At 68.4% G+C, this 23,741-nt stretch carries 18 protein-coding genes and 1 pseudogene; 9 read left to right on the forward strand and 10 right to left on the reverse strand.

The window, feature by feature from the left end; genetic code table 11:
• Positions 1-50: 50 nt before the first annotated feature.
• Entirely contained in the window at positions 51-872 is an 822-nt protein-coding gene (locus AC5WJ1_RS27435; RefSeq protein WP_135702694.1) for an alpha/beta fold hydrolase, read from the reverse strand.
• 119 nt (positions 873-991) lie between these two features.
• Positions 992-1,678, reverse strand: a complete 687-nt coding sequence (locus tag AC5WJ1_RS27440; protein ID WP_135702692.1) for a hydrolase — start codon at positions 1,676-1,678, stop codon at positions 992-994.
• A 331-nt stretch (positions 1,679-2,009) separates the two neighbouring features.
• On the opposite strand from AC5WJ1_RS27440, the gene AC5WJ1_RS27445 reads away from it, so the two are divergent.
• The 3 genes from AC5WJ1_RS27445 to AC5WJ1_RS27455 all read left to right on the forward strand — a co-directional run bounded on the left by AC5WJ1_RS27445 (position 2,010) and on the right by AC5WJ1_RS27455 (position 8,424).
• Positions 2,010-2,669, forward strand: a complete 660-nt coding sequence (locus AC5WJ1_RS27445) for a response regulator transcription factor (RefSeq protein ID WP_135702690.1) — start codon at positions 2,010-2,012, stop codon at positions 2,667-2,669.
• Positions 2,666-7,000, forward strand: coding sequence for a trifunctional serine/threonine-protein kinase/ATP-binding protein/sensor histidine kinase (locus AC5WJ1_RS27450; protein ID WP_240745793.1), 4,335 nt, complete (start codon positions 2,666-2,668; stop codon positions 6,998-7,000). The genes AC5WJ1_RS27445 and AC5WJ1_RS27450 overlap by 4 nt, the downstream gene beginning before the upstream one ends.
• A 191-nt stretch (positions 7,001-7,191) precedes the next feature.
• Positions 7,192-8,424, forward strand: coding sequence for a TetR/AcrR family transcriptional regulator (locus AC5WJ1_RS27455; protein ID WP_133094675.1), 1,233 nt, complete (start codon positions 7,192-7,194; stop codon positions 8,422-8,424).
• A 48-nt stretch (positions 8,425-8,472) separates the two neighbouring features.
• Here AC5WJ1_RS27455 and AC5WJ1_RS27460 read toward each other — a convergent pair whose 3' ends face one another.
• The 8 genes and pseudogenes from AC5WJ1_RS27460 to AC5WJ1_RS27495 form a co-directional block, all read right to left on the reverse strand.
• A complete protein-coding gene (locus AC5WJ1_RS27460; RefSeq protein WP_195429876.1) occupies positions 8,473-9,564 on the reverse strand; it encodes an ABC transporter ATP-binding protein in 1,092 nt (363 codons plus the stop codon).
• Positions 9,551-10,540, reverse strand: a complete 990-nt coding sequence (locus tag AC5WJ1_RS27465) for an ABC transporter ATP-binding protein (protein WP_195429874.1) — start codon at positions 10,538-10,540, stop codon at positions 9,551-9,553. Before AC5WJ1_RS27465 ends, AC5WJ1_RS27460 begins: the two co-directional genes overlap by 14 nt.
• A 28-nt stretch (positions 10,541-10,568) precedes the next feature.
• Positions 10,569-12,224 (reverse strand): ABC transporter substrate-binding protein, encoded by a 1,656-nt coding sequence (locus AC5WJ1_RS27470; protein WP_135703939.1) that lies wholly within the window; start codon positions 12,222-12,224, stop codon positions 10,569-10,571.
• A gap of 135 nt (positions 12,225-12,359) precedes the next feature.
• Positions 12,360-13,286: an ABC transporter permease gene (locus tag AC5WJ1_RS27475; protein WP_195429872.1), complete on the reverse strand. Its 927-nt coding sequence runs from the start codon at positions 13,284-13,286 to the stop codon at positions 12,360-12,362.
• Positions 13,286-14,242 carry an ABC transporter permease gene (locus AC5WJ1_RS27480; protein WP_434034645.1) on the reverse strand — a complete coding sequence of 319 codons (957 nt, stop codon included), beginning with the start codon at positions 14,240-14,242 and terminating at the stop codon, positions 13,286-13,288. The genes AC5WJ1_RS27475 and AC5WJ1_RS27480 overlap by 1 nt, the downstream gene beginning before the upstream one ends.
• Before the next feature lie 246 nt (positions 14,243-14,488).
• Positions 14,489-15,154, reverse strand: a complete 666-nt coding sequence (locus tag AC5WJ1_RS27485; RefSeq protein ID WP_494476772.1) for an acyl-CoA dehydrogenase family protein — start codon at positions 15,152-15,154, stop codon at positions 14,489-14,491.
• 157 nt (positions 15,155-15,311) lie between these two features.
• Positions 15,312-15,608: pseudogene (locus AC5WJ1_RS27490) on the reverse strand (acyl-CoA dehydrogenase family protein); the annotation flags it as partial.
• Between the two features lie 45 nt (positions 15,609-15,653).
• Positions 15,654-16,838, reverse strand: coding sequence for an acyl-CoA dehydrogenase family protein (locus tag AC5WJ1_RS27495; protein ID WP_494476773.1), 1,185 nt, complete (start codon positions 16,836-16,838; stop codon positions 15,654-15,656).
• A gap of 533 nt (positions 16,839-17,371) precedes the next feature.
• Here AC5WJ1_RS27495 and AC5WJ1_RS27500 point away from each other — a divergent pair.
• The 6 genes from AC5WJ1_RS27500 to AC5WJ1_RS27525 all read left to right on the forward strand — a co-directional run bounded on the left by AC5WJ1_RS27500 (position 17,372) and on the right by AC5WJ1_RS27525 (position 23,739).
• Positions 17,372-18,724 carry an MFS transporter gene (locus AC5WJ1_RS27500; protein WP_494476774.1) on the forward strand — a complete coding sequence of 451 codons (1,353 nt, stop codon included), beginning with the start codon at positions 17,372-17,374 and terminating at the stop codon, positions 18,722-18,724.
• Between the two features lie 73 nt (positions 18,725-18,797).
• Positions 18,798-20,879, forward strand: a complete 2,082-nt coding sequence (locus tag AC5WJ1_RS27505; protein WP_494476775.1) for a 3-hydroxyacyl-CoA dehydrogenase NAD-binding domain-containing protein — start codon at positions 18,798-18,800, stop codon at positions 20,877-20,879.
• A gap of 185 nt (positions 20,880-21,064) precedes the next feature.
• Positions 21,065-21,919, forward strand: coding sequence for an STAS domain-containing protein (locus AC5WJ1_RS27510; RefSeq protein WP_135703938.1), 855 nt, complete (start codon positions 21,065-21,067; stop codon positions 21,917-21,919).
• A 14-nt stretch (positions 21,920-21,933) separates the two neighbouring features.
• Positions 21,934-22,302 carry an STAS domain-containing protein gene (locus tag AC5WJ1_RS27515; RefSeq protein WP_195427362.1) on the forward strand — a complete coding sequence of 123 codons (369 nt, stop codon included), beginning with the start codon at positions 21,934-21,936 and terminating at the stop codon, positions 22,300-22,302.
• The gene (locus tag AC5WJ1_RS27520) at positions 22,299-22,712 is read left to right on the forward strand and encodes an anti-sigma regulatory factor (protein ID WP_063239230.1); all 414 of its coding nucleotides are present in this window, start codon (positions 22,299-22,301) and stop codon (positions 22,710-22,712) included. Before AC5WJ1_RS27515 ends, AC5WJ1_RS27520 begins: the two co-directional genes overlap by 4 nt.
• A 28-nt stretch (positions 22,713-22,740) precedes the next feature.
• Positions 22,741-23,739, forward strand: coding sequence for a SpoIIE family protein phosphatase (locus tag AC5WJ1_RS27525; RefSeq protein WP_494476776.1), 999 nt, complete (start codon positions 22,741-22,743; stop codon positions 23,737-23,739).
• The last annotated feature ends 2 nt before the right edge of the window (positions 23,740-23,741 follow it).

The following is a 23,741-nucleotide window of genomic DNA, read 5'->3' on the forward strand; positions in this document are numbered from 1 at the left end:
GAGCGCGGCCGCGGTGCCAATGAATTGCCGGCGCGTGAATGACATCGAACTCAGCCCTTCAGGAAGGCGAGCAGGTCGGCATTGACCTGGTCGGCGTTGGTCACGCACATGCCGTGCGAGGCGCCGGGGTAGACCTTGAGCGTCGCGCCCTTGACCAGGTCGGCGGCGCGCCGGGCCGAGGCGTCGATCGGCACGATCTGGTCGTCGTCGCCATGCAGGATCAGCGTGGGCACGTCGATCTTCTTCAGGTCCTCGGTGTAGTCGACCTCCGAGAATTCGCGGATGCATGCGTACTGCCCGACGATGCCACCGGCCATGCCCTGCGCCCAGAAGGCATCGATGGTGCCCTGCGAGACCCTGGCGCCGGTGCGGTTGAAGCCGAAGAACGGCACCGCCAGGTCCTGGTAGAACTGCGAGCGGTTCTCGGCCACGCCCTTGCGGATGCCGTCGAACACGTCCAGCGGCAGCCCGCCCGGGTTGGCGTCGGTCTGCAGCATCAGCGGCGGCACCGCGCCGATCAGCACCGCCTTGGCCACGCGTCTGGTGCCGTGGCGGCCGATGTAGTGCGCCACCTCGCCGCCGCCGGTTGAGTGCCCGACCAGCACCGCGTCGCGCAGGTCCAGCGCCTCGATCAGCGCGGCGAGGTCGTCCGCGTAGGTGTCCATGTCGTTGCCCTGCGCGGGCTGGTCCGAGCGGCCGTGGCCGCGGCGGTCATGGGCGATCACGCGGAAGCCCTGGCGCGCGAGAAACAGCATCTGCGCGTCCCATGCATCGGCATGCAGCGGCCAGCCATGCGAGAACACGACCGGCTGGCCCGCGCCCCAGTCCTTGTAGAAGATGCGGGTACCGTCCTGGGTGGTGATGGTTTTCATCGATCAGGCCCTCCTGGAAGCAGGAAGTGGAAGAAGGCACCCTGGCGGTGCCTGGCAGGTTGGCTTGCGCGCCGCCGTAGCGGGCGCGCGCAAGCCGCGGTCATTGCGGGATGCCGGGATCAGCGCGCCGGCACCGGCGCCACCGACTCGTGCGGCGTGGCGGTGCGCTGCGGCGCCTTGTGCACCATCGTGTAAGCGTAGTCGACGCCCATGCCATAGGCGCCGGAATGTTCCTTGACCAGTTTCATCACGGCGTCATACGTGTCGCGGTGGGCCCAGTCGCGCTGCCATTCCAGCAGCACCTGCTGCCAGGTCACCGGCACCGCGCCGGCCTGGACCATGCGCTGCATGGCATAGTCGTGCGCTTCCTTGCTGGTGCCGCCGGAGGCATCGGCCACCATGTAGATCTCGTAGTTGCCTTCCAGCATCGCGCACAGCGCGAAGGTGGTGTTGCAGACCTCGGTCCACAGGCCGGCGACGATCACCTTGTTGCGGCCGTTGGCCTTGAGCGCGTCGCGGACCTTCTGGTCGTCCCACGAGTTCATCGAGGTACGCTCCAGCGTCTTCTGCCCGGGGAATACGTCGAGCAGCTCGGGATAGGTGAAACCGGAGAACGATTCGCTTTCGACCGTGGTGATGGTGGTCGGGATATTGAAGATCTTGGCGGCCTTGGCCAGGCCGACGACGTTGTTCTTCATGGCCTGCCGGTCCATCGACTGCACCCCGAAGGCCATCTGCGGCTGGTGGTCGATGATGATCAGCTGGCTGTTTTGCGGGGTCAGGACTTCGAGCTTTGGGTTGGACATGGTGTCGATCCTCGGGACAGGGGTTTGAGCGCAGGCGCAGGCCGACGGCGGCCGCCGGCATGCGGAACGGCAAGGCACGGCAGCGCGGCCCGGATAAGAAGACTAGACGGCAGGCGCAGGAATCGCCATTGCATGATGGTATTAATCGGTCCGGCGACGCTTGCACCGGAAGCGAGGCGAGCAATTCGGCGCCGGCGCGCGCCTGACTAATACAATGGTATTAGTGACGTGCACTTCTCCCGTGCTGGCATGACGGTCATTGCCGATGGCGGCCTGCTGGTTATAATCCGCTGCTCGTGCGCCCCCGCACGCGCGCCCTGGAGAGCAGACCGTGACATCCCCAAGCCTGGAGCCTGCCGACGACAGTGCCTGCGATGACGCGACCGTACTGGTCGTCGACGACGATGCCGGCGTGCGCCATGCGCTCGGCAACCTGTTCCGCTCGGTCGGCCTGAGCGCGGTGCTGTTCGAGTCCGCCGCCGAGCTGCTGGCCTTTCCGTTGCCCGATACCCCATGCTGCCTGGTGCTCGACGTCAGGCTGCGCGGCCCCAGCGGCCTGGACCTGCAGGGCCGGCTGGCGCGCATGGGCGTGCCGCTGCCGATCATTTTCATGACGGGCTACGGCGACATCGCCATGAGCGTGGCCGCGATGAAGGCCGGCGCCGTGGACTTTATTCCCAAGCCGTGCCGCGACCAGGACCTGCTCGACGCGGTGAGCGCCGCGCTGGCCAGGGACCGCCTGCGCCGCAAAGGCGCGCGCAAGGCCGACGAATTGCGCGCCAGCTACGAGACCCTTTCGCCACGCGAGGCCGAGGTCATGGGCCTGGCGGTGTCCGGCCTGCTGAACAAGCAGATCGCGGCCGAAATCGGCATCAGCGAGGTGACGGTCAAGATCCATCGCGGGCAGGCCATGCGCAAGATGAAGGCGCGCACCTTTGCCGAGCTGGTGCTGATGGCACAGCAGCTGGGCCTCTGCCAGGCCGGCCAGTGACGGGTAAGCCGGCGCCACCGGCGCTGCAAGTCCCGGCGCGCCTGGTAGGGCGCGCCCGCGAGATGGCGCTGCTGGCCGATGCGCTGGGACGCGTGTGCCTGAGCGGCAAGTCCGAGCTTGTGCTGGTCGCCGGCGGTGCCGGCACCGGCAAGTCCGCGCTGGCCAATGCCTTCTCGCGCCAGGCCGCGGCGCAGACCGGCGCCCGCATTGCCGCCGGCAAGAGCGACCAGCTCCAGCTCGATATTCCGTATGCGCCGGTGGCGCAGGCCATCCTCGGGCTTACGCTTGGCTTGCTGGATGCGCCGCCGGCCACGCTGGCGCCGCAGCGCGAGCGCTGGCTGGGCATGCTGGCGGGCCAGGGCCGGGTGGTTGCCGAACTGGTGCCGGAGGCCGAACAGGTGCTGGGCCGCACGGCGCCGCTGGCCAACGTGCCGGCACAGCAGGCGCAGGCCCGCGCACTCGGGGCACTGCTGGCCACCTTTTCCGCCTTTGCCGCGCCGGGCCAGCCGCTGGTACTGTTCTTCGACGACCTGCAGTGGGCCGACGCGTTCACCGTCGCGCTGCTGGAAGCCTTCACGGTGCAGCGTCCGGGCGGCATCCTGCTGATCGCCGCGTACCGGGACCACGGCCAGGACGTCGAGCAACGCTTCTCGTGGCTGCTGCATGCCAATCGCGGCGGCGCGCTGGCGGTCACGCGCATCCCCGTCAGGCCGCTGGCGCCCGCTGACCTGGCCGAGCTGGTCGGCGCCGCGCTCGACGAGCCGCCCGCGCGTATCGCGGCGCTGGCGCACGCCGTGCACGACCGGACCGCGGGCAACCCGTTCTTTTCCTACCAGTTGCTGCGCACGCTGGTCGACGACGGCGTACTGACCAGGCAGGCCTGCGGCACCGGCTGGGACTGGCATGCCGCCGAGGTCGACGACCAGCATTACACCGGCAACGTCGTCGACCTGATGATCCGGCGTTTTGCCAGGCTGCCCCGCGCCGGTACCGGACTGCTGCAGCAGCTGGCCTGCGTCGGGCTGCGCGCCGACGCCGGCCTGCTCGCCCGCGTGGCCGGCGTCAGCGCCGCACAGCTGGCCAGCCAGCTGCAGCCGTTCGTCGAGGCCGGCTTGCTGGTGCAGGCGCCGTGCGGCTACGCGTTCCAGCACGACCGCATACTGGAATCCGCGTATTCGATGATCGAGCCGCATGCGCGCCCCGCCGAGCACGCGCGCATCGCGCGGATCATGATTGAGCACTGGCGCGGCCAGCTGGCGGACCATGCGTTCGAGATCTGCAACCAGATCGAGCGCGTAGCCGTCCGGGCCAGCCAGGCGTTGCCGATGCCGCAGCGGGTGGCCTTCGTCGAGGTGCTGCTGGTGGCGGGGCGGCGCGCCTGGCGCTCGGGCGCGATCGGGCAGGCGCTGCACTACATGGACACGGCCCAGGCGCTGATGCAGCCGGACTGGTGGGAAGCGCACTATGGCCTGGCCTACGCCGCCAACCTGCTGCGTTGCGAATGCCTGCTGGCGCAGGCCCGGCTCGATGCCGCGTCGGAGGGCATCGATGCACTGCTCGCTCGCGCGCATGACGCGCTCGACCAGGCCGCCGTGTACCGCCTGCGCGCCAGCCTGCAGACCGTGCGCTCGGACTACGAAGGCGCGATCAATGCGGCCTTGTCTGGCCTGGCGCTGCTCGATGTACACCTGGAGCGCGCGCCGTCGTCGCAGCGCATGCGCGACGCTTACGACGCCGTGCGCGCCGCGCTCGGCACGCGCCCGATCGCCACCCTGGCGTCGCTGCCCGCCACCGATGACCCGCGCATCCATGCCGTGATGGGGCTGCTGTCCACGCTGATTTCTTCGCTGTTCGTGCGCGATGGCATCAGCTTCCTGCATGTGGCCAAGATGGTCGAGCTGACCCTCGACCATGGCGCCACGCCGGAGTCTCCGTACGGCCTGTCATGGTTCGGCGTGTTTATCGCCAGCCTGTACGAGGCGTACGAGGACGGGCTCGCATACGGGCAGGCGGCGATGGCGCTGATCGACCACCATGGCTATGAAGCGGGACGCATCGCGACGCTGGTCGCCGTGGACCAGGTCAGCGCCTGGACGCGTCCGCTGTCGTATGCGCTGAGCCACGCGCAGCAAGCCGTGACGCTCGGGCGCGCCTCCGGCGACATCGGCATGGCCTGCTATGCCTGCAACCATATCGCGTCCGACCTGCTGGTCATGGGGGAGCACCTGTGCCTGGTGGCGGAAGAGATCGCGCGCGGCCTGGCGCTGACGCGCCAGGTCCAGTACCGGGACATCGAGCTGATTTTGCATTCGCAGCTGCATTTCGTGCAGCGGCTGCGTGTTGGCGACGAACGCGGCGACGAACGTGGCGAGGGCGGCGAAGGTGTCGAAAGCAGCAGCTGGCAGGAGGACGCCGCACACTGCGGCACCGCCGCGCAGCGGCTGGCACGCAGCAACTCGTTGCCGACCCGCTTCTGGATCTACCTGTACGACGGCATGGCCGCGGTGTTCCTCGGTCAGTTTGCGCAGGCGGTGCACAGCCTGCGCCAGGCCGAGACACTGATCTGGTCCGCGCCCGCGCATATCAATGTGGCCGACTGCCGCCTGTTCCTCGGCATTGCGCTGGCGCACGCGCAGGCACCGCAGGCGGCCGCCGACATTGCGGCACACCGCGCCTGCTTCGCGCGCTGGGCAGCGCTCAATCCGCTGACGTTCCGCAACAAGCTGCTGCTGGTCGATGCCGCGCTGGCCCAGGCGGATGGCGATCCGCTGCGCGCGCTGGCCTGCTACGAGCAGTCGGCCGAGGCGGCAGCTGCAGCGGGCTTCGTGCATGAGCAGGCGCTGGCGCATGAACTGGCCGGCATGCTGTGCGCCCGGCACGACCTGCATACGGCGGCCCGGCAGCACCTGGCGCTGGCGCGCGCGTGCTACCAGCGCTGGGGCGCCGAACACAAGGCGACGCTGCTGGCCGCGCAGTATCCGCAGCTCGGCGCACCCGTGGCCGACGGCACGCCGGCACCGCCGGCCGCCAGCTGGGAACTCGGCCGGCAGGCGGCGCGTGCGTTGTCCAGCGAGATCGTGATGGATCGGCTGGTCGAGAGCCTGCTGAGCACCGTGATCCTGCACGCGGGCGCCCGCTACGGGCTGCTGGTGCTGATGCGGGATGACGAGCCGATGATCGAGGCCTCGGGCCGGGTGCTCGACGACAGGGTGACGGTGGCACTTGGCTCGGCGCCGCCTACCGAGCACGCGCTGCCGCTGGCGGTGCTCAACAGCGTGCTGCGCACGCGCCAGACGCTGGTGCTAGCCGACGCCATGGTCGACGCACCGTCGATCCGCACCAGGGCCGCCATCGACAGCGGCGTGCGCTCGGTGCTGTGCCTGCCGCTGGTGCGTGGACAAAGCCTGATCGGCGCGGTCTACCTGGAGAACAACAACGCTCCGGGCGTGTTCGGTGCGAACCATGTCGCCGAACTGGAGATGCTGGCGCCGCAGGTCGCGATCTCGCTGGAAACGGCGCGGCTGTACGAGCAGCTGATCGGCGAGAACAACCGCCGCGTGGCCGCCGAGATCGGCCTGCGCGATGCGCGCGCCGAGCTGGCCCGCACCTCGCACCTGACCGTGATGGGAACGCTGGCGGCATCGATCGGCCATGAAGTCAACCAGCCGCTGACAGCCATTGTCGCCACCGCCGATGCCAGCGTGCGCTGGCTGAAGCGGCCGCAGCCGGAGTTCGGAGAGGCGCTGGAGGGCCTTGCCTTTATCCGCCAGCATGCGCTGCGCGCCGCCGACATCGTGCGTGCGCTGCGCGCGCTGGCGCGGCAGGCGCCGGCGGTGCTCGCGCCGCTTTCTCCGGACGAGGTACTGCGCGAGGTGCTGGAGATGGTGCGGCCCGATCTGGACGCGCACCACGTCAGGGCCGTGACCCGGCTGACTGCCGGCGCCACGCAGGTGGAAGCGGACCGCGTACAGCTCCAGCAGGTGGTGCTCAACCTGGTCACCAACGCGCTCGACGCCATGGCCGGCACGCCGGTCGAGCAGCGCGAGCTGCTGGTGGCTTCGTACCGCGAGCAGGAGGCCCAGGAGATGGTGGTGGTCAGCGTGCAGGATCACGGGACCGGCATTGCCGAAGATGTGCTGCCGCGCGTCTTCGATGCCTTCTTCACCACCAAGGACGACGGCATGGGGATGGGGCTTGCGATCTGCCGCTCGATCGTCGAGGCGCACGGCGGTACGCTGGTGGCCAGGCGCCGCCGCAGTGGCGGCAGCGAGTTCATGTTCCGGCTGCCGGTGTTCCTCTCTCCGGCACCGGCTGCGGCGCACGACCCCTGACGGGCTTGCGCGGTGCATATGCTTCAGGTCTTCGGGGCCGATGCCACCAAGATGCCGAATACTGTCTGGATAATAAGGTACGTGCGGCAAAGCGGGAACATCCCGATATCTCACGCGCAAAACCCCCGCTTATAATCCCTGGTACCGTATCTTCGAAAAACCGGTCCGCCCATCCGCGCACCGGACCGCTCATGCTCACGGACCAGTCGGAAGCCAGGCAGACCCGCCGTTATGTCGAAAAGCGCGAAGGCATCCTCGATGCCGCCGCGGCGCTGTTCAACCGCAAGGGCGTGCGCGGCACGACGCTGTCGGACGTCGGCCAGCTGGTGGGGTTGAACACCAACAGCATCACGTACTACTTCCGCAAGAAGGAAGACCTGGTGCTGGCCTGCCTGATGCGCACCATCGAGGAAATGCGCGGCCTGGCCGGCGCGGCTGCGCAGCACGGCAGCGCCGGCGAGCGCGTCGCCGCCTTTATCGCGCTGTTCGTCGCGCGGCTGGCGCGCACCGCGGCGGGGGAGCGGCCGGAGCTGATGAGTTTCCGTGAGATCCGCGCGCTGCCGGCCAGCCATGCCGACGTGGCGTTCTCCGCCTACAACGACATGTTCCGGCAGATCCGCGGGCTGCTGCGCGATGCCACGCCCGCCGACCCGGCACAGCGCAGCGCGCTGAGCGCGCGGGCCCACCTGCTACTGTCACTGACCAGCGGCGCGATGAGCTGGATCGAACGCTACGAACCGGCGGACTACCCCAAGGTCGCGCAGACGCTGGCGGACATCGTGCTCAATGGCATTGCCGCGCCCGGCACCGCGTGGCAGCCGGAGCTGGATGCCGAAGCGCTGCTGCCGACGCTGGGACAGCCGGAAACAACGCAGCAGGCGTTCCTGCGCGCCGCCACCGAGCTGCTGAACGAGCAGGGCTACCGTGGCGCCTCGGCGGACCGGATCTCGGCGCGGCTGAACCTGACCAAGGGCGCGTTCTACCACCACAACGAGAACAAGGACGACCTCATCTCCGCATGCTTCGACCGCATGTCGGCGGTGATCCGCGATACCCAGACGCTGGTCGACGAGATGCCCGGCACCGGCTGGGACAAGCTGTGCGCGGTGTCGCGCGCGCTGGTGCATTACCAGTTCTCCAGCCAGGGACCGCTGCTGCGGCTGACCATCTACGGCGCGCTGCCGGAAGAGATGCGCATCGCCAAGATGCAGGACATGGCGCGTCTGTCCACGCGCTTTGTCCGCTTCCTGGTGCAGGGCATGCAGGACGGCTCGATCCGGCCGCTGGACCAGTCGATCGCCGCGCTGCAGGTGCATGGCATGATCAACGCCGCGGTCGAGCTGCGCCGCTGGGTCCGCGACGCGACCGCCGACAACGCCGCCGATCTGTTCGTGCGGCCCATGATGATGGGCCTGCTGCGCTGAACTGAGCTGAACCGGCGCGGCAGCGCCCGGGGGGTTTGCCGCGAGATGTCAGTCGTACAGGTGGCAGGCCACCATCTGGCCGTCGCCCTGGTCGCGCAGCACCGGGTCGGCGCTGCGGCACTGGGGCATGGCCGAAGGGCAGCGCGTATGGAAGCGGCAGCCCGAAGGCGGATGCATCGGGCTGGGGACTTCGCCCTGCAGCACGATGCGCTGGCGCTGGCGTTCAGCGCGCACGTCGGCCACCGGCACCGCCGACAGCAGCGCGCGCGTGTACGGGTGGCGCGGCTCCGCGTAGAGCTGGTGCCGGCTGGCGATCTCGACGATGCGGCCGAGGTACATCACCGCGATGCGGTCGCTGATATGGCGCACCACCGCCAGGTCGTGGGCGATGAACAGGTAGGACAGGCCCAGGCTGCGCTGCAGCGCCATGAACACATTGACCACCTGCGCCTGGATCGACACGTCCAGCGCCGACACCGGCTCGTCGCAGACGATCAGGCTCGGTTTCAGCGCCAGTGCGCGGGCGATGCCGATGCGCTGCCGCTGGCCGCCCGAGAATTCGTGCGGATAGCGGTCGGCCATGTAGGGCAGCAGGCCGACCATGTCGAGCAGCTCGGCCACGCGCGCCTGCAGCGCGGCACGATCGCCGGCCAGGCCGTGGACGTGCAGCGGCTCGGCGATGATGTCGCGCACCTTCATGCGCGGGTTCAGCGACGCGAACGGGTCCTGGTAGACCATCTGCACGCTGCGGCGGAAGCGCTTTTCGCGCGCGCCGCTGAAGCCGGCCAGGTCTTCGCCATCGAAGGCGATCCGGCCCGCGCTGGCGGGCAGCATCTTCATGATGGCCAGCCCGGTGGTGGACTTGCCGCAGCCGCTTTCACCCACCAGCCCCAGCGTCTCGCCGCGGCGCAGCGTGAACGAGACGCCATCGACCGCCTTGACCGAGCCGACCTGCCGCTTGAGCAGCACACCGCGCGTCACGGGGAAATGGACCTTCAGGTCTTCGACCTGGAGGATCGGGTCGCCGGCCTGGGGCGGCTGACGACTGGCCGGCGCCTCGGCGCCTGCGCTGCCATGCGTGCGATCCGTGCGCTCAGGCGGCGCGACGCTGCGCGCCAGGGGCGTGTCAATGGGCGTCATGGAGGAAGCAAGCCTTGAGGTGTTGGTCGGAAGTCCGCCCAGGAATCGCGCGCAGCTCGGGCGGCGCCTGGCGGCACTGTTCCTGCGCCAGCCGGCAGCGCGGCAGGAAGGCGCAGCCCGGGCCCAGCGCGGTCAGGTCGGGCGGCTGGCCGTCGATCGGCACCAGCGGCTGGCTGGTGTCGCCGTCCAGGCGCGGCACGCACGCCATCAGGCCGCGCGTGTACGGATGCGCCGGATGGCGGTATAGCTCATCCGCGGTCGCCGTCTCCACCAGCCGCCCGCCGTACATCACCGCGACACGGTCGGCATAGCGCGCCACCACGCCAAGGTCGTGCGTGATCAGGATCAGCGCCGTGCCGGCCTGCTGCGCCAGCCCCTTGAGCAGATCCAGGATCTGCGCCTGCACGGTGACGTCGAGCGCGGTGGTCGGCTCGTCGGCGATGATCAGCTTCGGCTTGCAGGCCAGCGCCATCGCGATCATCGCGCGCTGCCGCATGCCGCCCGAGAACTGGTGCGGATAGGCGTGGACGCGGCTGCGCGGCTCCGGGATATGCACCTGCGCCAGCAATTCCGCGGCCTCTTCGTAGGCATCGCCCCAGGCGCGGCCCTGGTGCACGCGGATCGGCTCGGCGATCTGCTTGCCCACCGTCAGCGCCGGGTTCATCGACGACATCGGCTCCTGGAACACCATCGCGATGCGGTTGCCGCGAATGGCGCGCATGGCCGCCGGCTTGAGCCTGAGCAGATCCTGTCCCTCGAAACGGATCTCTCCGGACTCGATGACGCCGGGCGGCTGCGGGATCAGGCCGAGGATCGACAGCGCGGTCACGCTCTTGCCCGAACCCGACTCGCCGACGATCGCCAGCGTCTCGCCGGCGGCCACGTCGAACGAGACCCGGTCCACCGCGGTGACCACGCCGCGGTCGGTGCGGAAGCGCGTGGTCAGGTTCTTCACCTGCAGGATTGGCTCTGCCATGGTTGCGTCCCGGTTGTCGGTGGGAAGATCAGAAGCCGAGCTTCTTCTTCATCTCCTGGTCGATCCAGGCGCGCGCATAAATGGGCCCATTGCGCACCGCGCCGGCGCGCAGCTCGCCGTCGTAGTTCTTGACCCACGGCCACCACGCGGTGAACAGGTAGGGCGTCGGCAGCCAGATATACGGCGCTTCGGCCAGGATGTCGCGCGTCATGGCACGCAGCGCTTCCTGGCGCTTGCCCAGGTCGCGCATCTGGAAGGCCTGGTTGACGCGGGCATCGAACCTGGGGTCGTTCCACTGCGAGGCGTTCCACACCTGTCCGGCGACGAAGCTCTTGCGGATCGTCGTGGTCGGGTTGGTATGGCCGTTGCTCATCATGTAGCCCGGCGCATTGGTCTTGGTGGTCATCGCCGACAGGAAGGCGCCATACTCCATCGGCTGGATCTCGATGCGCACGCCTACCTGCTCCAGGTACGCTGCGATCAGCGGCAGCATTTCCATATGGTCCTGGCTGCAGGCGCAGACCTGCACCTTGAACTTGAAGCCCTTCGGGTAGCCGGCCTCGGCCAGCAGCTTCTTCGCCTTCTCCGGGTTGTAGGTGAACAGCTCCTTGACCGATTCCGGCATCGCGCTCAGCGGCTCGAAATAGCCGGTGTAGTCCGGGTGCTGCGGATAGGCGAACAACTCGGCATTGCCGCCGTAGTACTGCTTGACGATCTCCTGCTTGTTCACCGCCATGTTCAGCGCGCGGCGCACGCGGATATCGTTGAACGGCCTGGTGTCGACGCGCAGGGCCAGGTACTGCCCGGTGTAGGACAGCCAGCGCGACCACTTGAGTTGCGGCGCGCTCTTCTTCAGTTCATCGACGGCGGTCCAGCGCACCATTTCCAGCACGTCGAGCTTGCCGGTGCGCAGCATGGTGTTGCGGGTGGCCTCGTCCTTGACGGTGCGCAGCACGACCTTGTCGGCAAAGGGCAGCTTGTAGTCCTTGCCACCGATCTTTTCGGTGTCCCAGTACTGCGCGTTTTTCGCATACGTGCTGGAATTGCCCTGCACGAACTGGGTCAGCGTGAACGGGCCGGAGCCGGTGACGTTCTTCCAGTTCGCGGCGCCCGCGGTGGCGACCTCCTTGGGCATGATGCCGGAGTAGTAGCCCCAGCCGAAGCGGTAGTCCCATTCCGCATTGAATTCCTTGAAGCGGAACACGACCGTATGCTTGTCGACGGCCTCGACCTTGCTCAGGTGGTCGAAGTAGGTGGGTATCTTCTTGGCGCTGGCGTTCTGGCGGCTGTAGCTGAACACCACGTCTTCTGCCGTCAGCTCGCGCTCTTCCATCACGCCGGGCTTGGCCGGGAAGCGTACGTTCTTGCGCAGCTTGACCTCGAGCGTAAGCGGGTCGGTCCATTTCCAGCTTTCGGCGAGTTCGCCGCGGATGGCATCCTCGGGCAGCCAGGCGTCGGCCTGGAAGGCGTACTTGCCGCCGTTGCGGCGGGCCTTGGACAGGTCGGCGGCGAAGAGCTGCTCGTAGACCTGGCCGGTGTCGTAGTTCTGCTTCCAGTTCCAGTCGCCCAGGTCCCACGACAATGCCGAGATGGTGGGGTAGACCGAGCCGACTTCAATGGTGCCGCCATATTTCGGCGCTTCCGCCTGCGCGGCCGCCGTGCCGCAGGCGAAGGCCGCGGCCATTGCCGTCGCCACCGCCACCAGGGAAGCCCCCCTCGTCATCCTGTCGTCCGTCTTCACGCTGCGCACCATCGTCTGCTCCTTTGGGGATCATGATGTGCCGGCTCGTCATGCCGGCCGCTCGTCAATCTGCTGTTCTCAGCGGCTGCCCCGCATGCGCGGGTCGAGCAGGTCGCGCAGCGCATCGCCATACACGTTGATCGCATAGACGACGATCGTCAGGCAGGCGCCCGGCGCCAGCGCCAGCCACGGGCCCTGGAACATAAAGGTGCGGCCGTCGCCCGACAGCATGCCGCCCCAGGTCGGGGCCGGCGGCGGCACGCCGAGGCCGAGGAAGGACAGGCCCGACTCCGCCAGGATCGCGGAGCCCACGCGCGTGGTGAACAGCACGATCACCGGCGGCAGCACGTTGGGCAGGATGTGGCGCCACAGGATGCGGCCCGTCGACGCCCCCATCGACTGCGCCGCATGCACGTACATGTTCTCGCGCACCGACACCACCGCGCTGCGCACGATGCGCGAGCCGCCGATGCCGAGCAGCAGGCCCAGCGTGCAGACGATCTGCCAGCTGCCCGGGCCCAGCACCGACACCACCACGATCAGGATCACCAGGTCGGGAAAGCTCATCCAGGCATCGACCATGCGCTGCACCACCAGGTCGAACTTGCCGCCCAGGTAGCCGGTCAGGATGCCCAGCGCGAGCGAGATCGCCGTGGCCAGCGTTGCCGCCGAGAGCCCTATCACTACCGACAGCCGGGCGCCGTACAGGCAGCGCGAGAACATGTCGCGGCCGAGATTGTCGGTGCCGAACGGATGCGCCCACGAGGGCGGCTGCAGCCGCGCCATCATGTTGATCTCGTTCATGCCATATGGCGCCAGCAGGTCGGCGAACACGCCGCAGAACAGGAACACCGCGCAGATCACCGCGCCGGCGGCGCCCAGGGGCTTGTCGCGGAACAGCCGCCGCAGCAGCGCGAAGCGAGGCTGGCGTTGCCGGCCGGAGCGGGGCAGGGCGCCAGGCAGGGTGGCGGAAGCGGCGTGCGGATCGACGGTCGGGGGTGCCATCAGCGGTGCCTCACTTTGGGGTCGAACAGGCCATAGCTCAGGTCGACGAGCAGGTTGATCAGCATCACCGCGACGCCGACCACGAGGAAGATGCCGGTGATCAGCGGATAGTCGCGCTGGTGCACGGCATCGAGCAGCAGCAAGCCCATGCCCGGCACCACGAAGATCTGCTCGATCACCACCGCGCCGCCGATCAGCAGCGGCGCCTGCAGGCCGACCAGCGTCACCACCGGGATCAGCGCATTGCGCAGCGCATGCCGCAGGATCACCAGCGGCTCGTTCAGGCCCTTGGCCCACGCGGTGCGGATATAGTCCTGGCGCAGCACCTCCAGCATCATGGTGCGCGTCATGCGCATAGTGATCGCCGACAGCGCCATGCCGAGCACGATGGCCGGCACCAGCATCTGCCTGACATGCTGCACGGGGTCCTCCAGGAAGGGGACGTAGCGCACTTCGGGCGACCAGCCCCACCACACCGACGGGAACACCATCACCATGGTGCCCAGCCAGAAGCTGGGCACTGCCAGCATCAGGATCGAGAAGGAACGCGCCACATAGTCCGCCGCGGTGTCCTGGCGGATCGCCGACAGCACGCCGATCGGCAGCGCCACCGTCAGCGCCACGGCCAGTGCCAGCACACCCAGCGAGAAGGTCGCGGGAATGCGCGCCATCACCATCCTCAGCACCGGCTCGCCTTGCCAGAGCGACTGCCCCAGGTCGCCATGCAGCACGATATTGCCGACCCAGTGCAGGTACTGCTCCCACATCGGGCGGTCGAGGCCGAGCGCATGGACCAGGTCTTCGCGGGTGCGCGTATCGGCGCTGATGTCGTTCTGGCTCAGCATCAGGTCGACCACGTCGCCCGGCACCAGCCGCACGATGGCGAACACGATGATGCTGGCGAAGACAAGCGTCGGCAGCAGCGCCAGCAGGCGGCGCAGGAGATAGGCGCTCATGGCCGGCCTCCGTGCATGGGCCGGCATGGTGGCGTGCCGCCAGCCATTGCGGTCGCTAGCGTGAATGCGGGGAATGCTGGTGCCCGGGGACTTGCCGACATGCTGCCTCCTTGCTGGCGGTCGGGCCGGTGCGGGCGCGTGGCGCCGCAACCGGGGCGTCCGTTGCCGCCTCAATGTTGCGTGATGTCCTGCAGGCCCCTGCGGATGGGGCCGAATCTCTCAGCTTCTCAGCCGCTCAGTAGCCGCTCAGTAGCCGCGCAGCGTGGCCCAGCGGTCGAGCTGCCAGTTCGCGTCGCCCAGCCATTCCTGCGCGGTGCGGGCGCGCTTCATGAAGAAGCCGATATCGAATTCGTCGGTCATGCCGATGCCGCCGTGCATCTGCACGCCTTCCTGCACCGCCAGCGTGGCGGTATCGCCGGCCTTGGCCTTGGCCACGCAGACCAGCGGCTCGGGACCGTCGGCGTTGCCTTCGTCGAGCCGCTGCTGGCAACGCAGCACCGCGGCGCGCGCCAGTTCGATCTCGGCAAAGAGATGCGCGGCGCGGTGCTGCAGCGCCTGGAATTCGCCGATGGCCTTGCCGAACTGCCTGCGTTCCTTCAGGTACGCCAGCGTGCGCGCGAACGAGGAATCCGCGATGCCGAGCAGTTCCGACGACAGCACCGCGCGGGCGATGTCCAGCACGCGCTCCAGCATTTGCGCCCCGGCACCCTCGTCGCCCAGCAGGGCGTCGGCCGGCACCCGCGCGGCGTCGAAGACGATGCGCGCGGCATTGGTGGCATCGGCCAGCACGGACCGTTCCACCTGTACGCCGGCGTGGTCGCGCGGGACCAGGAACAGCGAGACGCCGTCGCTCGCGCCGGCGGCGCCCGTGCGCGACCACATGGCCATCGACCACGAAGGCCTTGCTGCCATCAAGCACATAGCTGTCCGCGTCGCGCCGCACCTGCGTGGCGATGCGCTCGGGCCGGTGCCGGGCGGTTTCATCCAGCGCCAAAGCCATCAGGTGCCGCCCCGCGGCGAGCGCCGGCAGCAGCGCGCTGCGCTGGCTGTCGTTGCCATACAGGCCGACCAGCGATGCGCCAAGCACGGCGGTGGACAGGAAGGGCAGCGGCGCGAGCGTGGTGCCGATCGCTTCCGCGATCACGCCGGCCTCGACCGCGCCGAGACCGCTGCCGCCGTAGGCCTCGTCGATCATTACCCCGGCAAAGCCCAGCGCGGCGCAGCGCTGCCACAGCTCGCGCGAGAAGCCGACGGGGTCGCGGGTGTCGCGCAGCTTGCGCAGCGCGGAGATCGGGGCGTTCTCTTGCAGGAACGTCATGGCGCTGTCGCGCAGCATCTCCTGCGTGTCGGTCAATACGATGGGCATGGCGGCGTCTGGCAGATGTTGGGTCGTGGAGGATGGCGCGGCGGCTCAGGCGCCGGGCAGGCCGAGCAGGCGCTTGGCGACGATATTGAGCTGGACCTCGCTGGTGCCGCCCTCGATCGAATTCGCCTTGGTGCGCAGCCATGCCCGCGCCAGCGCGCCTTCCTGGCTGCGCGGGCCTTCCCATTCGAGTGCATCGGTGCCGCCGACCGACATCAGCAGCTCGTAGCGCCGCTTGTTCAGTTCCGCGCCGTAGTACTTCAGCACGGACGAGAACGCGGCCATGCCTTCGCCTTGCCGCGCCAGGTCGCGGGCGCGCTCGCCGGCCGCGGCGAAGGCGGCCTCGTCGACCTCGAAGCGGGCGATCTGCGCGCGCAGCACCGGGTCGTCGAGCCGGTGGCGCTCGTCCACGCCAATTGCCTTGGCGGCATGGCGCCCCAGCGGCTGGCGGAAGCCGCGGCTGCCGATCGCGCTGATCATCTCGCGCTCATGCGTCAGCAGGTACTTGGCGATGGCCCAGCCACCGTTGAGCTCGCCGACCAGCTGGTGGCGCGGCACCTTGACGTCGTCGAAGAAGGTCTCGCAGAAGGGCGACTTGCCGGAGATCAGCACGATCGGGCGGGTCGAGACGCCCGGCGACGCCATGTCGAACAGCAGGAAGCTGATGCCGGTGTGCTTCTGCGCCGCGAAATCGGTGCGCACCAGGCAGAAGATCCAGTCGGCCTTGTCGGCATACGAGGTCCAGATCTTCTGGCCGTTGACCACAAAATGGTCGCCGTGCTCTTCGGCGCGCGTCTGCAGCGCGGCCAGGTCGGAGCCGGCGTTGGGTTCGGAATAGCCCTGGCACCAGCGGATTTCGCCGCGCGCAATCCTGGGCAGGTGTTCGCGCTTCTGCGCCTCGGTGCCGTATTTCAGCAGCGCGGGCCCGAGCATGGAGATGCCGAAGCTCTGCAGCGGCACGCGGCAGTGCAGCCGCTGCATCTCGGCGCGCAGCACCCGTGCCTCGGCCGCGCTCAATCCGGCGCCGCCATACTCGCGCGGCCATTCCGGCACGGTCCAGCCCTGTTCAGCCATCCGCTGCAGCCACAGCCGCTGCGCCTCGGACTGGTAGCGGAACTTGTGGCCGCCCCAGCAGATGTCGTCCTCGTCCTGCATCGGCAGGCGCATCTCAGGGGGGCAATTGGCCTCCAGCCAGGCGTGTGCCTGCTGCCGGAACGTTTCCAGTCCGTCCAAGCTCGTCTCCTTGTTGTGCGCCTGTGGGCCCGTGTCCTGCGCTGTTGCCTGGCGGCCGGCAGAATCAGGGGCACTGCAACAGCAGTCTTGGTTTTCGAAAAACGTCGACAGCTACGCAGCGGCAGGAACTTTTATACAAGCGGCTTCTGGCATCGTCAATACTCCAAAACCTAAAATGGACGGCAGAGCGCTGTCATCAGGAAATGGAGGGAAGAGCCACGATGGGACTGGAAGCAGCCACGGCAAAGGCATTGCCGCGCTAATGCGGTGCAGCAAACGTGCGTGATATGCGGAATTTTCATGGCATGTATGGCCAAAATCGCGGGACTCGTGCCGCTTTGCGACCGCCTTGGAAGGGCTCGCCTCCCCGCTCTCGATGCCAGCTCGCCGCCTCGATTCCCTAGTTTCGAAACTGCTCAATGTCGCCATGCTCGAAAAACGAACGCTTGTGCTAGCATTTATCGCAGCCATACCAAAAACACGAAAAAGCATCCGGCATCGACCATTGGGCCGGACCCACAGCGGGAGACAACGTGACAACGCAGGCCGGCATAAGCGGCGCGCTGCTGGGCGAAGCCGCGGAGGCGGAGCAGCAGCGCGCCGAACAGCATTTCCGCGACCATGTCGACCGCCACCTGCCGCGCAACGCGAAGGCGTTCCTGATCCATGGGATGCTTGGCATGACCGGTTTCCGGCTGGTGACCGCGCCCACCTTCGTGCCCGCTTACCTGTACCTGCTGTCGGATTCGAAACTCACCGTCGGCCTCGTGCTCGCGGCCCAGTATGCCGGCATGGCAGCCTCGTCGATCTGGGGCGCGACGCTGATCGAGCATCGCCAGCGCGTGATGCCGCTGATCTACCTGGTGGGCTGGCTGGTGCGCGGCCAGATCCTGGGGCTGGGGCTATCGGCGCTGCTGCTGAGCGGGCGCGGCGCGCTGGTGGCCGCGGCGGCTTTCCTGCTGCTGTTCGGGCTGCTCAACGGCGTGCAGAACGTCAGCTTCAACTACCTGACCTCCAAGATCATCCCGCTGGCACGGCGCGGGCGGCTGACTGCGCTGCGCAATTTCTTCGGCGGCCTCACCGCGGCGGCGGTGGCGTGGATGGGCGGGCGCTACCTGGTCGGCAACGATGTGTTCGGCAACGGCTATGCCGCCACCTTCCTGGCCGCCTTCGTGCTGACCAGCCTGGGGATCTCGGCGCTGGCGGGCATGCGCGAGCCGGCGCTGCACGACGTGCGCGTGCGCGCGGGCTTCGGCCGGCGCGTGGCTGAGTTGCCGGCGCTGCTGGCAGCCGACCGGGATTTCGTGCGCTTTTTCCTGGCGCGGGCACTGGTGGCACTGGGCATGATGGCGATGCCGTTCTATGCGATCTACGCCGGCCGGCTGCTGGGGCTGGATGGCGCCACGCTCGGGTACCTGAGCCTGGCCTACCTGCTGGCGCAGACGGGCAGCAATCTCGCCTGGGGCCGCGTCGCTGACAGGCATGGCTACCGGGTGGTGTTCCTGGCCAGTATCGCCACGTGGGTCGCCGCCACGGCGTGGCTGCTGGAGTGCGCCACGCTGCCGGGCTTCCTGCTGGCGTTCTGCGGCCTGGGCGCGGGCTTCGGCGGCTTCTTTATCTCGGCGGACAACCTGGTGATGGAGTTCGGGGCGCGCAAGGACCGGCCGATGCTGCTCGCCGTTTCCGACACGGCCACGTTCAGCATGATGGCCGTCGGTCCGGTGATCGGCGGGCTGCTGGCCCAGTCGGTGCACTTCCCGCTGGTCTTCGCCGTGGCCATCGCGGTCAAGCTGGCCGCCTTTGTGCTGGCACTTCGCATTGCCGATCCGCGGTCGCGCCGGAACCGGCCGGACCGCGCCGACGACATGGCCGGGCTGCGTGACTGAGGCATTGCCGGCCGATTCCCCTGTCCCCTTTCCCTGTCCCCTTTCCCTTTCCCCGAAAGTACAAGGAGCTTGCATGACCGCCATCAACGCAGTCACCAGCCTGGCCGTGGACGGCAATATCGCCGTGCTGACCGTCGATTCGCCGCCCGTCAACGCGTTGTCCGCCGCGGTGCGCGCCGGCATCCTGCAGGGAATCGAGCGCTGCATCGCCGATCCGGCTGTGCAGGGCATCGTGCTGGCCTGTGCCGGCAGGACCTTCATTGCCGGCGCCGATATCACCGAGTTCGGCAAGCCGTTCGTGCCGCCCGGGCTGCCCGAGGTGCAGGCTGCCATCGAGAACAGCCCCAAGCCCGTGGTCGCCGCCATCCACGGCACCGCGCTCGGCGGCGGGCTGGAGGTGGCGCTGGTATGCCATTACCGCATTGCCGCGCGCAGCGCGAAATGCGGCCTGCCCGAAGTCCATCTCGGGCTGTTGCCAGGCGCAGGCGGCACGCAGCGGCTGCCCCGGCTTGTCGGCGCGGAAAGGGCGCTGGAAATGGTCGCCTACGGCACCCATGTGCCCGCGCCCGAGGCCGCCGAGATGGGCCTGCTCGACACGCTTGCCGACGATGCCACGCTGCGCGCCGATGCGATCGCCTTCGCGCGCCGGATCGTCGAGGAGCAGCGGCCGCTGCGCAAGGTGCGCGACCTTGACGACAGGATCGCCCCCGCGCGCGGCCAGGGCGAACTGTTCGCCGCCTTCCGCAAGGCCAACGCGCGCCGCTTCCGCGGCTTCGAGGCGCCCGAGGCCAATATCCGCTGCATCGAGGCGGCGGTCGAACTGCCCTTTGACGAAGGGCTGCGGCGCGAGCGCGAGCTGTTCCAGGCGTTGATGGGGGGCACGCAGTCCGCCGCGCAGCGCTACGTCTTCTTTGCCTCGCGCCAGGTCTGGAACGTGCCCGACATCGGCGCCGATGTGCCGGCTACCCCCGTGGCCAGGGTCGGCATCGTCGGCGCAGGCACCATGGGCGGCGGCATCGCCATGAACTTCCTCAACGCAGGCATGCCGGTCACCATCGTCGAGACCACGCAGCAGGCGCTCGACCGCGGGCTGCGCACCATCCGCGCGAACTACGACAACACCATGAAGAAGGGGCGCCTGGGCGCCGCCGAGGTCGAGGCACGCATGGCGCTGCTGACGCCCACGCTGGACCTGCAGCAACTGGCCGAAGCCGACCTGGTGATCGAAGCCGTGTTCGAGAACATGGAAGTCAAGAAGGAGCTGTTCGGCCGGCTCGACCGGATCGTGAAGCCGGGCGCCATCCTGGCCACCAATACCTCGGCGCTGGATGTCGACGAGATCGCCGCGGCCACGTCGCGTCCCGAAGCCGTGATCGGGCTGCATTTCTTCTCGCCGGCCAATGTGATGAAGCTGCTGGAAGTGGTGCGCGGCGAGAAGACCGCGAAGCCCGTGGTGCGCACGTCGATGGAACTGGCCCGCAAGATCGGCAAGGTCGCGGCGCTGGTGGGCGTCTGCCCCGGCTTCGTCGGCAACCGGATGCTGGCGCAGCGGCAGCGCGAGGCGCAACGGCTGGCGCTGGAGGGTGCGCTGCCGTGGGACATCGACCGCGTGCTGTATGACTTCGGCTTCCCGATGGGCCCGTTCGCGATGAGCGACCTGGCGGGACTGGACCTGGGCTGGGTGCGCGAGCGTTCGACCGGCTCGACGCTGCGCGAGATCCTTTGCGAGATGGACCGGCGCGGCCAGAAGACCGGCGCGGGCTACTATGACTACGACGCGCAGCGCAACGCGCGGCCGTCGCCGGTGGTGGAGCGGGTGATCCGCGACTTTGCCACGCGCCAGGGCCGCACCCGCCGCGCGGTATCCGACCAGGAAATCCTGGAGCGCTGCGTTTTCCCGATGATCAACGAGGGCGCGAAGATCCTGCAGGAGGGCAAGGCGCTGCGGGCGTCCGATATCGATGTGATCTGGAACAACGGCTATGGCTGGCCGGTATACCGGGGCGGCCCGATGTTCTATGCCGACACCATCGGGCTGGACAAGGTGGTGCGCACGCTGCGGCAGTACGAGGAAATGCTCGGCGAGGAGTTCCGGCCCGCGCCGTTGCTGGCGGACCTGGCGGCGCGCGGCAAGCGGTTTGCCGATCTGAAGTAGCCATCAGCCATCGGGCATAGGACAGGCCCGGACGGGCGCAGCCGTGCACGGCAGTGCACACGGCTGCGCCCGTCTTTGTTTTGCAGGGCGCGATGTAACGTGGAGTGAGCTATCAATCCCTCCTAGAATGCACTGACACCGAGTCCTTTGTCTCCTGTGCATCGCTTACAACTTTCGCCATGCCCATGCGTCCAGAAAACCAGCGCCTTGCCGACCTGTTGCACGCCGAAGCCGAGAACCTGGCCGATAGCTGGGCTACCGAATACCAGTCGTTGTCCGGCGGCCGCGGCTTCACCGGCAATCTTGCCAGCGAGCAGCGCTCCATCCTGCGAAGCCTCCAGGCAGCCTTGCACGCCAATGGCGATGCGGGCGGCTTCGAGCAGGCGCCGTTCGCCGACCTGCGCAAGGCGCTCGCCGACCTGTCGGCCTCGCGTGCCGCGCAAGGCGAGACCGCGGACGTGACCAGCGGCTTCGTGCTGTCGCTCAAACGGCCGATCTTCGAGGCGCTGCAGCGCGACCGCAGCAACCTGGAAGCGCAGATCGAAGTGATCTGGGCAGCGTCCGCCATCGTCGATCGGATGGCGCAGTGGACCATGTCCACCTACCAGCGCAGCCGCGAGGACATGATCCGGCGCCAGCAGCAGGAACTCCTCGAGCTGTCGACGCCGGTGATCAAGCTGTGGGAAGGGGTGCTGGCGATACCGCTGATCGGCACGCTGGACAGCAGCCGTGCCCAGCTGGTGCTGGAAACCCTGCTGCAGCGCATCGTCGAAACCGGCTCCACGCTGGCCATCATCGACATCACCGGCGTGCCGACGGTCGACACGCTGGTGGCCCAGCACCTGCTGAAGACGGTGACCGCGATCCGGCTGATGGGCGCGGAGAGCATCATCAGCGGGATCCGGCCGCAGATTGCGCAGACCATCGTGCATCTGGGCATCGACCTGCAGGACATCGTGACCAAGGCGACGCTGGCCGACGCGCTGGCCACCGCCATGCGGCTGACGGGGCACACCGTGTCCCGCCAGCCGGTCCCCTGACCGGAGGCACACGCATGGAGCGCATTCCGATCCTGCGGATGGGGTCCTACCTGCTGGTCACGATCCAGATCGACATGCAGGACCAGACCGCGCTGCGGCTGCAGGAAGACCTGGCGGCCAGCATCGAGCAGAACACGGCGCGCGGCGTGCTGATCGACGTGTCGGCGCTGGAAATGGTCGATTCGTTTATCGGCCGCATGTTCATCGGCATTTCCGACATCGCCCGCATCCTGGGCGCGGCCACGGTCGTGGTTGGCATCCGCCCGGCCGTGGCGATCACGCTGGTGGAACTGGGACTGCCCCTGGGCGGCGTCAGGACCGCGCTCAACGTCGAGCGCGGCATGGCGTTGCTGGACAAGGCGCAGCGAGGTGAGCTCAGGTGACGCAATCCGCGCTCGGTACCACCGGAACGATCCCGCTGCGCGACGAGCGCGATGTCGTGCAGGCCCGTTCCGTCGTGCGTACGCTGACCGGCCAGTTGCAGTTCTCTCTGGTCGAGCAGACTAAGATGATTACGGCGGCCAGCGAACTGGCCCGCAATGCCGTGGTGCACGGCCATGGCGGCGAAATGCGCTGGGAATTCATCGACGAAGGCGGCCGCCGCGGCCTGCGGCTGCATTTCGAGGACAAGGGCCCCGGCATCCGTGACGTAGACCTGGCGCTGACCGATGGCTGGACCACCGGCAATGGCCTGGGCATGGGCCTGTCCGGCAGCCGCCGGCTGGTCAACGATTTCTCCATCCGCACCCAAGTCGGGGAGGGAACCTGTGTCAGTGTCACTCGGTGGAAGTAGCGAACAGGGTCCCGCCGCCGTGCTGCCCATGGACGACGCCAGCCGGGTTGGCGAAGCCCGCCGGCTCGCGGCCGACCTGTGCGCGCGGCTGGCCTTCGACAGCGTGCTGGCGGGCCGGATCGCCGTGGTGGCGAACGAGCTTTGCAGCAACCTGGTACGCCATGCCGTCGGCGGCCGGATGTTCATTGGCGCCCGCGCCGCTGGCGACGGCATGCTGATCGAGCTGATCTCGCTGGACAACGGGCCCGGCATGCACGATCCGCAGGCCTGCATGCGCGACGGCTATTCCAGCGCGGGCAGCGCCGGGCAGGGGCTGGGCGCCGTTCAGCGCATGGCCGACGACTTCGATATCGTCAGCCGCTTCGGCCAGGGCAGTGTCATCCTGGCGCGGTTCTACCGCGACCGCGAGCCGGGCGGGTGCCCGGTGCGCGCGGTGCCGGTGCGCGGCTGCATGGTCGGGGCGGTGTGCCTGGCCGCACCCGGCGAGCAGGTCAGCGGCGACGGCTGGGCCATCGCACAGCACGATGGCGGCGCCGACGTGGTGCTGGCCGACGGCCTCGGTCATGGCCCGCTGGCCGCCGACGCAGCCAGGGCCGCGCTGGCGGCGTTTGCCGAAATGCCCTGCGCCAGCCCGTCCCAGGTCATCGAACACGCCCACACGGCACTGCGCAGCACGCGCGGCGCGGCGGTCAGCGCGGCGCGGCTGGACCTGCGCGGCAACCAGATCCATTTCGCCGGGGCCGGCAATGTGATGGGCCGCGTTATTTCCGGCACGGCAGACCGCACGCTGCTGCCGCAGCATGGCACCGCCGGAATCCAGGTGCATACCATCCAGGAGCAGGTGCTGGATTGGCCGGCCCATGCACTGGTGATCCTGTTCTCGGATGGCGTGCAGTCGCGCTGGCAACTGGACGATGCCAGCCTGTTGCGGCACGACCCCACGCTGATCGCCGCGTTTATCGTGTGGAAGTTCGGCCGGGGCCGGGATGACGCCACCGTGCTCGTGATCCGCCGCGCCGAGGATTAAGC

The sequence above is a fragment of the Cupriavidus sp. MEYA8 genome (assembly GCF_059278825.1).